11 protein-coding genes are annotated in these 12793 nt (G+C 40.7%); 4 read left to right on the forward strand and 7 right to left on the reverse strand.

Going from position 1 to position 12793, the window contains the following annotated elements:
- Nucleotides 1-98 precede the first annotated feature (98 nt).
- The gene (locus tag D2V08_RS17115) at nt 99-1709 is read left to right on the forward strand and encodes an alanine/glycine:cation symporter family protein (protein WP_119609644.1); all 1611 of its coding nucleotides are present in this window, start codon (nt 99-101) and stop codon (nt 1707-1709) included.
- 25 nt (nt 1710-1734) lie between these two features.
- Here the strand turns inward: D2V08_RS17115 and D2V08_RS17120 are convergent, their stop codons facing one another.
- Both D2V08_RS17120 and D2V08_RS17125 read right to left on the reverse strand, forming a co-directional pair.
- Complete coding sequence (locus D2V08_RS17120; protein ID WP_182835585.1) at nt 1735-3012, reverse strand: aminotransferase class V-fold PLP-dependent enzyme; 1278 nt, start codon at nt 3010-3012, stop codon at nt 1735-1737.
- A gap of 80 nt (nt 3013-3092) precedes the next feature.
- The gene (locus tag D2V08_RS17125; protein WP_119609646.1) at nt 3093-3467 is read right to left on the reverse strand and encodes a group I truncated hemoglobin; all 375 of its coding nucleotides are present in this window, start codon (nt 3465-3467) and stop codon (nt 3093-3095) included.
- Between the two features lie 326 nt (nt 3468-3793).
- Between D2V08_RS17125 and D2V08_RS17130 the strand changes: the two genes are divergently transcribed.
- The 3 genes from D2V08_RS17130 to D2V08_RS17140 all read left to right on the forward strand — a co-directional run bounded on the left by D2V08_RS17130 (nt 3794) and on the right by D2V08_RS17140 (nt 9670).
- Nucleotides 3794-5989: a transferrin receptor-like dimerization domain-containing protein gene (locus tag D2V08_RS17130; RefSeq protein ID WP_119609647.1), complete on the forward strand. Its 2196-nt coding sequence runs from the start codon at nt 3794-3796 to the stop codon at nt 5987-5989.
- A 134-nt stretch (nt 5990-6123) separates the two neighbouring features.
- Nucleotides 6124-6744, forward strand: coding sequence for a JAB domain-containing protein (locus D2V08_RS17135; protein ID WP_119609648.1), 621 nt, complete (start codon nt 6124-6126; stop codon nt 6742-6744).
- 223 nt (nt 6745-6967) lie between these two features.
- Nucleotides 6968-9670 carry a KAP family P-loop NTPase fold protein gene (locus D2V08_RS17140; RefSeq protein ID WP_119609649.1) on the forward strand — a complete coding sequence of 901 codons (2703 nt, stop codon included), beginning with the start codon at nt 6968-6970 and terminating at the stop codon, nt 9668-9670.
- Here the strand turns inward: D2V08_RS17140 and D2V08_RS17145 are convergent.
- The 5 genes from D2V08_RS17145 to D2V08_RS17165 form a co-directional block, all read right to left on the reverse strand.
- Nucleotides 9662-10039: a DUF302 domain-containing protein gene (locus D2V08_RS17145; protein ID WP_119609650.1), complete on the reverse strand. Its 378-nt coding sequence runs from the start codon at nt 10037-10039 to the stop codon at nt 9662-9664. The two genes, D2V08_RS17140 and D2V08_RS17145, sit on opposite strands and share 9 nt — an antisense overlap.
- 16 nt (nt 10040-10055) lie before the next feature.
- Nucleotides 10056-10940 (reverse strand): helix-turn-helix domain-containing protein, encoded by an 885-nt coding sequence (locus D2V08_RS17150; RefSeq protein WP_119609651.1) that lies wholly within the window; start codon nt 10938-10940, stop codon nt 10056-10058.
- Between the two features lie 163 nt (nt 10941-11103).
- Nucleotides 11104-11520 carry a nuclear transport factor 2 family protein gene (locus D2V08_RS17155; protein ID WP_220473416.1) on the reverse strand — a complete coding sequence of 139 codons (417 nt, stop codon included), beginning with the start codon at nt 11518-11520 and terminating at the stop codon, nt 11104-11106.
- 75 nt (nt 11521-11595) lie between these two features.
- Nucleotides 11596-12060 carry a YHS domain-containing (seleno)protein gene (locus tag D2V08_RS17160; protein ID WP_198519698.1) on the reverse strand — a complete coding sequence of 155 codons (465 nt, stop codon included), beginning with the start codon at nt 12058-12060 and terminating at the stop codon, nt 11596-11598.
- 29 nt (nt 12061-12089) lie between these two features.
- Nucleotides 12090-12635: a carboxymuconolactone decarboxylase family protein gene (locus D2V08_RS17165; RefSeq protein ID WP_119609652.1), complete on the reverse strand. Its 546-nt coding sequence runs from the start codon at nt 12633-12635 to the stop codon at nt 12090-12092.
- Between the last annotated feature and the right edge of the window lie 158 nt (nt 12636-12793).

Here is a 12793-nt window from a genome sequence, read left to right on the forward strand (position 1 = left end):
AGATTTGTCAGTTTTTTGGTTACTGACATTTCAAGATTCTTTCCGACAACCGTCCATAAATTCGAATCAGCAATCGAAATTCCCAAAAATTTCAAGTTATGGGCAGATTACTGTTATTCAGTTTATTATCACTTTCAAGCACCTCACTATTCGCATCATCATCAGAAAAAGGATTGGATGAAAAAATCAATGATGGTTTTATGCCATTTGCAGAATGGTGGGAAAATTTGATTCTGGCAGAAGTTCCCATTTTGGGTCATGATATCCCTTTGGTCTTGATTATTTTGATACTGGGTGCACTCTTTTTTACCCTGTACTTTGGTTTTGTCAATATTCGACATTTCCCAACCGCTATACAGGTGGTACGTGGCAAGTATGACGATCTTGAAAAAAATCAACCCCATTTAAAAGCACAAGTTTATGAAGTGGAGGGGGACCTAATGGATACCATTAAAGATGAAGGTCACTTAGGGGAAGTAAACCACTTTCAAGCCCTTGCCACTGCAGTATCGGGGACGGTGGGTCTGGGCAATATTGCCATGGTAGCCGTTGCCATTTCCATTGGAGGGCCAGGAGCCACTTTTTGGATGATCTTGGCAGGGCTGCTCGGGATGTCCTCAAAATTTGTGGAATGCACCTTAGGTGTAAAATACCGCGATATTGATAAAGATGGAAATGTTTTTGGAGGGCCGATGTATTATTTGTCCAGAGGATTAAAGGAAATGGGACTGACCCATTTGGGCAAGTTTTTGTCCGTTGTTTTTGCCATTCTTTGTGTTGGTGCCTCTTTTGGAGGAGGAAATGCCTTTCAGAGCAATCAGGCCGCAGCACAGATCATTGAGCGTTTTGGACTTTCGGGGGAATCTTCCGGTAGTATCATTGGGTTGATTTTTGCACTATTGGCGGGAATTGTCATTATTGGTGGAATAAAACGTATCGCTAAGGTTACGGAAAAAGTGGTTCCGTTCATGGCCATTTTGTATGTGGGTGCATCCTTGTTCATCATTTTTTCCAATATTCAATGGGTCGATGATGCCTTCGGTCTCATTTTTACGGAAGCCTTTACCCCGAAAGCCACCATTACCGGCGGATTCGTAGGGGTACTTGTCCAAGGGTTTCGAAGAGCGGCATTCTCCAATGAAGCAGGTGCTGGTTCCGCTGCGATTGCCCATTCTGCGGTGAATACCTCTCATCCTGCATCCGAAGGGTTAGTGGGTTTGCTTGAGCCTTTTATAGACACCGTACTTATCTGTACTATGACGGCCATTGTCATCATTCTTTTTAACATGGATGGCATGTTTGTTTATGGCAATGTGGTGGATGGTCAAGCTTTGATGCATGATGGCAGCCGTCTTGGTGGAGTCAACATAACCTCCATGGCTTTCGAAAATGCAATCAGTGGATCCTCTTATGTGCTCATGGCAGCCGTTTGTCTTTTTGCATTTTCGACCATCTTGTCTTGGTCCTATTATGGATTACAGGCATGGAAATATCTCTTTGGGCGCGGGAAATTTATTGATTTAACCTATAAAGTGATATTTCTTCTGTTTACCGTATTGGGTGCGGCTATCACCCTGGATGCCGTGATAAAATTCTCCGACGCCATGATCTTGGCCCTGGTATTTCCCAATATGATTGGGTTACTGATTTTATTTCCAAAGGTGAAAAAAGAATTTGTGAAATATATGTCACTTATTTCCAAAGGCTGATTATATGGAACCGGCTTCAGGAAAGCTACCCCAACTCGGCAACTAACCGCAAAGCCTTATCAATTTCTTCTTTGGAGTTATAAATATGTACCGAATGACGTAGCATTTTACTCCCTACGGAACGGGGTTGCAAACGTTCCTTTTCCCACATATATTTTTGGAGCTCTGGTCCACTCATTCCTTCAACACCGTAGGTGGTGATTCCTGCAGCCATCGCTTCATTGGTGGATGAATAAAAGGTAACATGCTTCATTTCCTTGAGGCCATCACGCAAATATTTGCCCAACTCCTTTACACGGCCTAGCCATACATCATGACCAATTATGTTGAAAAAGTCCACAGCAGCATCATAACCTGTCATAAGCCCGGCATTACCCGTTCCGTTTTGCATCAACCGGAAACCATGATCATCCTCATTATCCCAATTATAACTGGCAATGGTGGTCCAAATATCGCCCACCACATCTTTATTGATGTACAACAAACCACTCCCAGCAGGGGCCAACAACCATTTGTGCAAACTGGAATAATAGGCGTCGCACCCAATATCCTTAACATCTACAGGAATTTGCCCCACGCATTGCGCACCGTCCAAAACGGTGAAAATACCCCGTATTTTAGCTTCCGTACAGATTTCCTTTACCGGCATGACGGTTCCAAAACCGGAGATGATATGCGGAATCGCAATCACTTTGGTTTTTGGGGTGACTTCCTTAAAAATGGCATCCACAATTTCTTGCGGGTCATTGGTAGGTTCGGGCATCGTAGCCATTTTGTAAACACAGCCTTTGCGTTGGGCCAACAATCGCCATGCTCCAAAGCCTCCACCGTGTTCTTGATTGGTATTGAGTAATTCATCGCCTTCTTTAAGGTTAAGGCCCATACCCACGTAGTTCATGCCAAAAGTGGCATTTTGGGTCAGGGAGATTTCTTTAAAATCGCAGTTGATGATCTTGCCCAGCTTGGTCCGTAGTTCCTCATACGGGAAATAGCCTGTAAGTAATTCTGGACCTGAACCATTTTTATAATCCACCGTAGCGGCTTCCACGTTCCAGTGCATCATGTGGTCGAACATTTTGTCCAACACATAACCAGGCGTAGGCCCCATGGTGCCATTGTTGAAGTACGTTTGCCCATCTTTTAAAGGAAACTGTTTACGGACCATCTTCCAATACGCCTCATCTTTGGGAGTGTTGGTTTTTAAAGATTCAATGGACCAATCTTTTTGTGAATCAAAGGATAGTAAGGGCAAGGACATCACGGCTGCGGCTCCTTGCTTCAGAAATTTTCTACGTTGAGACATATTGTTATTTAGGTTGGTTGCTCCTAAAATAATTAATATTCCCCAATAGTAAATACCTTGCTTGATCCATACACAACTGTTTACTTTGAAACTATCATACCTTTTATAGACCATAAAACGGCCAACACATCCTTTTTGGATTCTTCATCTATTCCGTTCGAATCCAACGCAAGCATAATATCATCCATTACATGATAATATTCGCCAGGACTAATGTTCATCCCGGTATGGGCGGTTACCATATCCATTCCAGTATAATTTGCCGGCCCACCACTGCCCATACTGAAGAAGTCTATCGTGTGGTCCTTAATAATTCTTAAGCGTTCCGGTTGATCTTTTAAGGGAAGAAACCTGGGGTTGACCGCAGGGTTTTCCATGTGATTGTTTACCGTGGTATCCACAATAGCGGATATCCCTTCTCTACCTCCAAGTCGTTCAAAAAGTGTGCGTTCCATATCTATTTATTTAGGTTGTTTGCAATACAATAATAAGTTTCGCACTTATTGTTCCTGTTTTTTAATAGATTGATTTTAGGAATAGATGGAAGGATATAGGTGGATAACCATTGAGAAGTTACTTCCTTACCACATTGTGGCAACCCATGTATATTAGCGTCGGTCTATTTTCAACAAGTTAGTGAGAATAAACCATTACTTTTAGCTTTAATACAATTACTTTTCTAAGGAAAATCGGTTTTCTTTGAAAATTTGGCATGACTTCTCCCCTTTTTCCTTTATTACCATTAAACAAACCCTTAAATTTAGGCAGCTAATTCAGACCAATGAAAAATAAATTACTTCCCCTACTCCTATTGTTAGGGACAATCAGTATTACGGCCCAAGAAACTATTATTGGGTTTAGTGACAAAGCTTCCGAAACGCAAGAACAGCTCGAAGCAAACTACGAAAAACAACTTTCTTCCGACAATTTGGACCAATGGATGAAGCGCATGGCCGCCGAACCCCACTGGGTTGGTACCGAATATGGCGAAGAGAACGTAAAATGGATGGAAAAGCAATTTAAATCCTGGGGATACAAAACCCGTGTGGATACCTACCAAGTGCTATTCCCTTATCCCAAAGTACGTTTGTTGGAGTTGACCGCTCCCACCAAATACACTGCTTCTTTAGAAGCGATTGCCGTGGAGGGAGACCCCTATACCGCGCAGGGCGATAAATTATTGCCCAGTTACAATGCTTTCTCCACCGATGGTGATGTGGAAGCCGAACTGGTTTTTGTGAACTACGGAATTCCCAGCGATTATGAAGAACTCGAAAAATTGGGGATTGATGTAAAAGGTAAGATTGTTATTGCCAAATATTACGGTTCTTGGAGAGGTATCAAACCCAAATTGGCCGCCGAAAAAGGTGCCATTGGCTGTATCATTTATTCTGATCCAAAGGATGATGGTTACTACCAAGGTGATGTGTACCCCGAGGGGGCTTTTAAAAACAAAACTGGCGTGCAGCGTGGTTCCGTAATGGATATGCCACTCTACCCTGGTGATGTATTAACGCCCGGCTATGCCGCCACCAAGGATGCGAAGCGTTTAAAGCGTGAAGATGCTCCGACCATTACCAAGATTCCTGTATTGCCGATTTCGTACGAGGATGCACAACCCTTATTGGAAGCGTTAAAAGGCCCTGTGGCCCCTGCTTCTTGGAGAGGTGCTTTGCCCCTTACCTATCATATTGGGCCCGGACCTGCCAAAGTGCACCTAAAATTGGAGTTTGACTGGCAGTTGAAACCTGCCCACAACCTGATCGCTACCTTGGAGGGTGATGAATTCCCCGATGAGTGGGTCATCCGTGGTAACCACCACGATGCATGGGTACACGGTGCCAGCGACCCTATTAGTGGCATGGTGGCCTTGATGGAAGAAGCCCGCGTAGTAGCCAAATTGGCCAAAGCAGGTAACAAACCAAAACGTACCTTGGTGTACTGTGCTTGGGATGCTGAAGAACCTGGATTGATTGGTTCCACCGAATGGGTAGAAGATCATATTCCTGAATTAAAAGAAAAGGCTGTGGCCTACATTAATACCGATGGCAACAGCCGTGGGTATTTGGGTGCCGGTGGTTCCCACTCCCTACAAGCCATGGTAAGCCAAGTGGCCAATGCGGTGACCGACCCACAAAAAGGGGTTTCCGTAGCGGAGCGTCGCAAAGCGGCCAACGTAATGCGCGGAGGAGACAATTCCTTTAAATTGTCCGCACTGGGTTCTGGTTCGGATTATACACCTTTTATACAGCATACGGGGATTGCCTCGTTGAACTTGGGCTACGGCGGTGAAGGCCGTGGTGGGGAGTATCACACTATTTACGATACCTATACCCACTACACCCGTTTTAAAGATCCTGGGTTCGATTATGGCGTGGCCTTGGCCAACACGGCAGGACGTATTTCGCTACGTTTGGCAAATGCCGAGGTATTGCCGTTTGAACTCACCCAATGGCACAGTACTATTGAAACCTATTTGGGCGAGGTGATAAAAACTTTGGAAAACATGCGCTCCGAAGTGGAAAAACACAACAAACTGGTGAAACAGGATGCCTACCAATTGGTAATGGACCCTAAAAAACCCATAGCACCTGCAAAAATGGAGGCTGAAGTTCCCTATTTGGACTTTTCGCCCATACAAAATGTGGTTGCCGATCTAAAGAAAAGTATAGCCACCTTTTCCAAGGCCGATGTACTTGCCTTGTCCAGTGCCAAAAAGGCACAACTGAACCAAGAGTTGATGGGCATGGAGCAGGTATTGTTGCAGGATAAGGGACTGCCCCGTAGGGATTGGTTTAAACACCAGATCTACGCTCCCGGATTTTATACGGGTTATGGGGTAAAAACACTTCCAGGCGTGCGCGAGGCCATTGAACAGCAGGAATGGAAAGAAGCACAGGAACAAATTGGGGTATTGGCCACTACCCTTAAAAATTTCCATGCCAAAGTAAAGCAACTGAACAGCATTGTGCAGTAATTGGATTCCGAAGAAAACCAAAACCGCCCCTTGCCGATCGTGAGGGGCGGTTTTTTTATGCCCATAGGGCATTTTTGCTTTTTTCACGGGCATGGACTACCTTTCCCAAACCCAAAAACAACAACACACCTACCATGAACGTACGGCTTACCAAAGAACAAAAGATCAAAGTGCTCAACTCCGTGGACATATATGCGATCATGCAGCAGGTTTTGTTGCGCGAAAACAAGATACGCCGCAACCAAGAGCATTTTTGGGTGGTGGGGCTTAACCACAATAACAAAATACTATTTGTGGAGCTCATTGGCCTTGGGGCGAGCAACCGGGTAAACGCCGACCCGCCCGATGTGTTTCGGATGGCGATCTACAAACTGGCCAGTAAACTGATCTTGGTGCACAACCACCCCAGCGGCACGCACGAGGTTACCGATGCCGATATTACCTTTACTGACCACATGCTAAAAGTGGGGAAACTCATAAAAGTGGAGGTGCTGGACCATTTGGTGATCACCGAAACCAATTACACCAGTTTTGCCGACCAAGGGGTGATGGACAAACTCCAAAAAAGCGGCCTGTTTGAAATTATGGGCCCTGAAAAGCAGGAACTGGAACAATTTAAGATCGATACCGAGAAAAAGCGGGCTGAAAAAGAAAAGGCGATTAGTATTGCCAAGAAGATGAAGGACGATGGCTTAGATGATGATACTATTAAAAAGTATACTGGGTTGAGCTTGAAGGAGATTGGGGGGATTTAGGCAAACAATAAATTTTTCGAAAAGTAAGAACTGTATCTTATGAAAGTCATAGGAAAAGGTTTTTAATTTTTATTAAGATTATTCTTTCATATTCACTGTTTTTTAAATAGTTTAGTTTACTTCCCCACCATTTTCATAATACTCTAATTAACTAAAAAGACAAATTCAACAAAGAAATTTTAAAAGAAGGTTGTCTGATTATGTATTTAAAAAAAGCTTTCGGATGATAAATAAGTTCTTAGACGATAATTATAGAAATATCCTGATTTCAATTTGTATAATTAGTGCTTATCTTCTTTTCATTGATTTTTTTGAGCATAAAATAGCTTCTATCCTAAACTCGGTAAACTTTGAATCCAACAGTTTTAAAGTATCATATTTATTATTTACAATAATAATTTCTGTTCAATATGCGAATCGGATTCAAAAGAAATATATTCCTAATCCAAACTTTTCTTTAGCATTTAGTATAATATTAATCTGTTTTTCAATATCAAGATTTACAAGTTCATATTTGATTTTTACGCCCTTGGATTCGGCATTGAAGTACTTCGATGTTAGCTATTATTTCTTTCTACTTCATCTAGTCCTAATCTATCGTTCAAATGAAATCAAGTTTAAAAAAGAAAATGAAGGAGATCGACAATTTTTTATAGAAGACAAACCACACGACGGTGAGATTGACAATGAACTGGTGTTGAATAAATTAATTGAAGTCGTCGAGACATTAAATACTGAAAACTCTTTTTCAATTGGCTTGAATGCTCCTTGGGGATATGGAAAATCAACCTTTCTTCGACGCTTTTATCAAGATTACCAAAAGAAAAATAATCAGGCAATTATTTTTTGGTATTCTATATGGAAAAACAAAGGGAGTTCGGCCATAATTGATAACTTTTTTCAGTTATTGGCAAATCAGTTAAAACCTTATTCAGGAGAAATTAGTGGTGAAATTGACAACTATGTTAATGAGGTTTTACATATAATGCCAGGGGATATTTCTAATATTTTGGAAACAGGAAAAAATCTTATCGTTGGCAAAAAATCAATTGAAGACTACTATGAACAAATCAATAATACTATCAAGAATATAGATAGACAAATTATAGTTCTATTAGACGATTTGGATAGACTTGAAAGTGATGAAATATTAGACTCCTTTAAATTGATAAGATCATTATCAGACTTTAAAAATGTAATCTTTATTGCTGGATATAATCGAAGTTATATTACCAAAACATGTGGCAGCCATAAAAAAGATTATATTAATAAGATATTTCAAGTAGAAATCAATTTACTTCCGTTTAATGAAAAAACGATTAGATCTGTTATCTTAAGTGAAATAAGAACTTCCTATCCCATTACTACAGAATCAAATCAAAATCAACCTATCTTTCAAGGATTCTATAAATTATTTGACAAACCAAGAAATTACATACCTAATCTTGATGACATTTTTAATGAAACGGGTATAACCTCTAATCAACTAATAGATTTAAATTGGTTTATATTCCTACCTACATACAGGGACATTAAACGCTTTATCAATGAGTTCAAGTTCAATTATCAATTTGTAAATGAAGAAGATATTGTAGCCAAGGAATATATTCTTTTAAAACTTTTGTTCTTCAAATATCGTGAATTGCAAACTATTATTTTCAACAACCTGGAAGAAATACTAACAGTTGGAAAAATTGATGAGGTTGGCAAAAAAGTCCAAACCAAATCTATGGGATATGGTAATATTTATGTCTTCGATCAGGTTTCTTATGAAAAACTAACCTCCAAGCTATCAATTATGAACTATTCCCAACCTGACAAAATATTGATATCCTCCGTGTTTTACAGTCTTTTTGGGGAAAAAAACTTTGATTTCTATCTAACAAACCAAAACAGTATCTCTCGAATATATCATACGAATACTTATGTTCGAAATGATATAGCTGGAGCTAAATATAAACTGTCAGATTTCACAAAAGCTTATGAAACTATGCAAGTTTTAAATCTGATTGAAGAAATTGAAAATTATACTCCCCAAACCAAATCAATGATTTTTTATGAGTTGAAACAATTTCTACTTAAGCAAGAATTAAAATCAAAACAAAAATTCCTTTACTTCATTAAAGTTATAAATTCTTTCTTAAGACAAAGCCAAACTCTTATAACAGAAGACCAAACGATTATTAACGTAATCCATGAAGGATTAAGTAATTTCTATAAAGGAGATAAGACCAATCTAAAAATGGATTTAATAAAACAAATCAAAATTCTCAAAATTGGATATGTTGATCGGTTATTGAGTGATATTAATTTAAACGAAAAAAGAAAAGCAAGATCTGATTTATATGACTCTGGAAGCTATATCGATTATACGAATGTTGTATTTGATGATGATGATATTAAAAGTATGCTAATTGAAAAATTGAAATACTGTATAGAAAATTCTTTTAGAGTAAATCTCATTATTGACTCTTATCTATTATACACTTCGGTTATCGCATGTGAACACAAAATTGTGAAATCTGTAATTGGTAACTCTTTATTAAAAAATGATATTGAGAAAAGAACCTATTTATATTTTCAAGCAGGATTTTTTGATTTTGTAGAGTCTTCTGATGGCACTGCACCGAAAGAATACAGAGAATATCAACCTAAGCCTTTTCTACCTCAAATATTTGCTAAAAAAGATCAAATTAACGAGACAATAAAGCAACCGAAAAACAAAAATGTTTATGATAATACTATCATTAATGGATACATTGCATATATTGAATTTATAAATAAAACCGAAGAATTGAATATTTATACTGGCGAGTTTACCCAAGAAAGATTCAATAGAATTAAGAAATTACTGAAAGTTTTTAGGGATAATGATTTTAAACCTCTTAATCATTCTCAATTTACTGATATTTGGCCCTTAAATTGAACAAATCCCATTCACCCGTTCCAACATTTCGGCTGCCATGGCAGGGTCCAAGCCATAATCCTGTAGGCTGTCCACGGGGTTTTTAAAACTCAGTTGGGTGGTTTGGGCGTCAATTTCTTGTAGTACCAGTTTTAAGGGGATGTCGTTTATGGCCAAGGGGTCGTTCGCCATAATCTCCGCAATGTATTTGGGCTCAAAAAAGAGCAATTGCCGCAATTGGGGTATGCTCACCCCATGTTTGGCCACAATGGCCTGGGTATCGATCTCGTGCAAGAGCAAAAAACCATGCGCTACAATGCGTTTTTTTAATGTGTCGTACACCTGCCCAAAGGGCTGCTGTAAGGTTTGGTGGTTTACGTTTGTTTTCATAAAGTAAGGGTTTGGTTTAGGCTACGGCACCACGGGCAAAGCCCACGGTTTCGCGATAGGTTTTAGGGGAAATTTCGGCATTATTTTTAAAAAAGCGGCTAAAGTAGTGCTCATCGTCATACCCGAGGTCATAGGCAATTTCCTTTACCGTTTTGTTGGTGAGGTACAGCTCACGCTTCGCCTCAATAATGATCCGTTCACTGATCAAGTTGGTCATGGTCTTGTTAAAATGGTTTTTGGTCATTTTGGCCAAGGCCTTGGGGCTAATGTTCAGCAAGTCGGCATATTCCCCAGCGGAGTGGATGGTCTTGTAATGGGTCTCTATCAGGTTTTTGAGCTTTTGGAGGATAAAGGGTTCCTTTTCGTCCGAGGTGCCTTCCAAGGCTTCGGGCTGTTGCTTGGCCTTGGCACGGGAGGCCGTGATCAAAAATATTTTAAGATAAGAGACCAACAGCTCGTATTGCGCCAGTTCCGATTTTTGAACCTCGGTGTACATCTGCTGCAACATCAATTCAAAATTTTGGCACATATCCTCCGTAACACAGAGCATGGGCGGGCTGTAAATATTGTTAAAGAGCACTCCGTTACAGGCCACTTGTTCGTGGTGCTTGTGAATGCAGAAAAAATCGGGATGAAAATTCAACACCACGCCCTCCAACGGTTCTTCCTCGGATATGGTAAAAGGTTGGTAGGGCGTTACGGCAAATAGGGTATTTGGCGTAAACGCGTACTCCGTAAAGTCCACTTGGGCGGTACCCCTCCCCTTTTTAATCCATATCAAGGAATAGTAATTAAACCGGTGCGTATCGCAAAACTGGCAGCTATCCTCAAAAGTGGAGAGCTTAAAGGCCAGGTTCCCGGTTTGTTCGTCGATGAGCGTGTTGGTGTTGTAGATGTCCATATATGTTCAGTTGTCAGTTGTCAGTTTTCAGTAGGCAGTTATCAGTTCTCAGTTCTCAGTAATTAGAAATCTGAAGTCTGTCACTTCGAGCGCAGTCGAGAAGTCTTTTATCTCGATAACTTATAAGCGGTCTCGACTGCGCTCGACCTGACATCTTGTGTTTCTATAATCGTCTCTCCGATTCATCTATCGGCAGATCGTTGATGCTGGCATAGCGTTTTTGCATAAGCCCGTGCTCGTTGAACTCCCAATTCTCATTTCCATACGCGCGAATCCACGCTCCTTCGGCATTCTGGTATTCGTATTCAAAACGAACTGCAATCTTATTGTCGGTATAGGCCCATAGTTCCTTTCTTAATTTGTAGTTTTTTTCTTTTTGCCACTTTTCCGTCAAAAAGGAAACTACCTCCTCACGACCGTTCACAAACTGGGAACGATTGCGCCATTCGGTGTCCACCGTATAGGCTTTGCTTACTTTTTCAGGGTCTTGACTGTTCCAGGCATCTTCTGCCAATTGTACTTTTTCCTTTGCAGTTTCCTCGGTAAAGGGAGGCAACGGGAATTTTTTTTCTATTTCCATGGTTGTGATTTTTAAAAATTGAAAAAGGGCAGAACCTATGGCGAGGCCCTACCCTTATTAGCTAATTAAAACTATTTACTGTTTTTTCACCTTGGGCCATTTGGCGTGTGCCGCCGTTTTCAGCTCCGTAGTGCGTTGTGCCCAGTCTTCGTAGGTATTAAAAGGCTCCCCGTTGAAGGGTCCGTTAAAGAACAGGTACAATTTTCCGTCGATTACCGTGTACGTTTCCGGGTTGATGGGAAACTTGGCATCCTTTGCTCCTACACCCCAAGCGCAGTAGCCATCAAACTGAGGCAAATAGCTATTTGGAGATTTTTTAAAGGCATTTTGATTTGCTTTGCTCGCAAAGTAATAGGTTGCCCCATGATGCTTTACCGCATAGCTTTTGCTTCCTCGTTGTGCTGTCCCAGAAAAGTAGGATACCACATCGTAACCACCAATGGCAAGACCATTATCGTCTACCGGTGGAGTTTGTGCCTGCACGCTGATAGCAGCAAACAACATAATTCCAAAAAGAAATAAATTTCTAAACGTTTTCATTTGTAATTGTTTTTAAGATTACTGATTTATTATACCGTAGCGGCTTCCACTACTGGGAAATCGATATCGGTGTTGGCTGTGTTATTAAAATAGTTTGTGAATATGTTCAAGGCCACGTGTGCTACGATTTCACCTATGGCACCATCTGTGTATCCAGCGTCTTTAACGGCTGCTACGTCCTCTGTAGAAACGCGTCCGTTTTTAGCGATCAATGCTTTTGCAAAGTTCAAGGCAGCAGCGATTTTTGGATCTGCGTTTTCACCATCTCTTGCAGCACTCAAGGTATCCGTATCGATACCTACCAATTTTTCACCGATAAACGAGTGAGCGGATAGGCAATAGTTACAGGCGTTGGATTCTGCTACGGTCAAAGCCAATAGCTCACCCAATTTTCCGCCTAAAGATCCTTTACCCAAAATATCGCTTAGGTTCAAGTAGCCTTCCAAAACCACTGAAGCGTTCCCCATAGTTCTCATCATGTTGGGAACCATACCCAATTTACCTTGGATACCTTCAAATAATTCTTTTGATCTTCCGGTTGCTTCCTTTGGATCTAATGCTTGTAAACGTGTCATAACTTTCTGTTTTTTTATTAATAATTCGTTTGTCAATTTTTGACATTACAAAGGTGCAGTGATGTAGGCTGGGATAAAATGGACAGATGTCGCAACTCCTTGGACAATTTTCCCTTTGGAAATTCAAGCCGCTGAATAGCTAGCAAGAAGATTGAAAT

The organism is Flagellimonas lutimaris (assembly GCF_003581615.1).
In the GTDB taxonomy this organism is placed as follows: Bacteria; Bacteroidota; Bacteroidia; order Flavobacteriales; family Flavobacteriaceae; genus Flagellimonas; species Flagellimonas lutimaris.

Excerpts from the sequence above, each read along its gene's own strand:
- D2V08_RS17115 (WP_119609644.1), top strand. The coding sequence starts at position 99 with ATGGGCAGATTACTGTTATTCAGTTTATTATCACTTTCAAGCACCTCA.
- D2V08_RS17155 (WP_220473416.1), bottom strand. The coding sequence starts at position 11,520 with ATGGAAATAGAAAAAAAATTCCCGTTGCCTCCCTTTACCGAGGAAACT.
- D2V08_RS17120 (WP_182835585.1), bottom strand. The coding sequence starts at position 3,012 with ATGTCTCAACGTAGAAAATTTCTGAAGCAAGGAGCCGCAGCCGTGATG.
- D2V08_RS17165 (WP_119609652.1), bottom strand. The coding sequence starts at position 12,635 with ATGACACGTTTACAAGCATTAGATCCAAAGGAAGCAACCGGAAGATCA.
- D2V08_RS17140 (WP_119609649.1), top strand. The coding sequence starts at position 6,968 with ATGATAAATAAGTTCTTAGACGATAATTATAGAAATATCCTGATTTCA.
- D2V08_RS17135 (WP_119609648.1), top strand. The coding sequence starts at position 6,124 with ATGAACGTACGGCTTACCAAAGAACAAAAGATCAAAGTGCTCAACTCC.
- D2V08_RS17130 (WP_119609647.1), top strand. The coding sequence starts at position 3,794 with ATGAAAAATAAATTACTTCCCCTACTCCTATTGTTAGGGACAATCAGT.
- D2V08_RS17150 (WP_119609651.1), bottom strand. The coding sequence starts at position 10,940 with ATGGACATCTACAACACCAACACGCTCATCGACGAACAAACCGGGAAC.
- D2V08_RS17125 (WP_119609646.1), bottom strand. The coding sequence starts at position 3,467 with ATGGAACGCACACTTTTTGAACGACTTGGAGGTAGAGAAGGGATATCC.
- D2V08_RS17145 (WP_119609650.1), bottom strand. The coding sequence starts at position 10,039 with ATGAAAACAAACGTAAACCACCAAACCTTACAGCAGCCCTTTGGGCAG.
- D2V08_RS17160 (WP_198519698.1), bottom strand. The coding sequence starts at position 12,060 with ATGAAAACGTTTAGAAATTTATTTCTTTTTGGAATTATGTTGTTTGCT.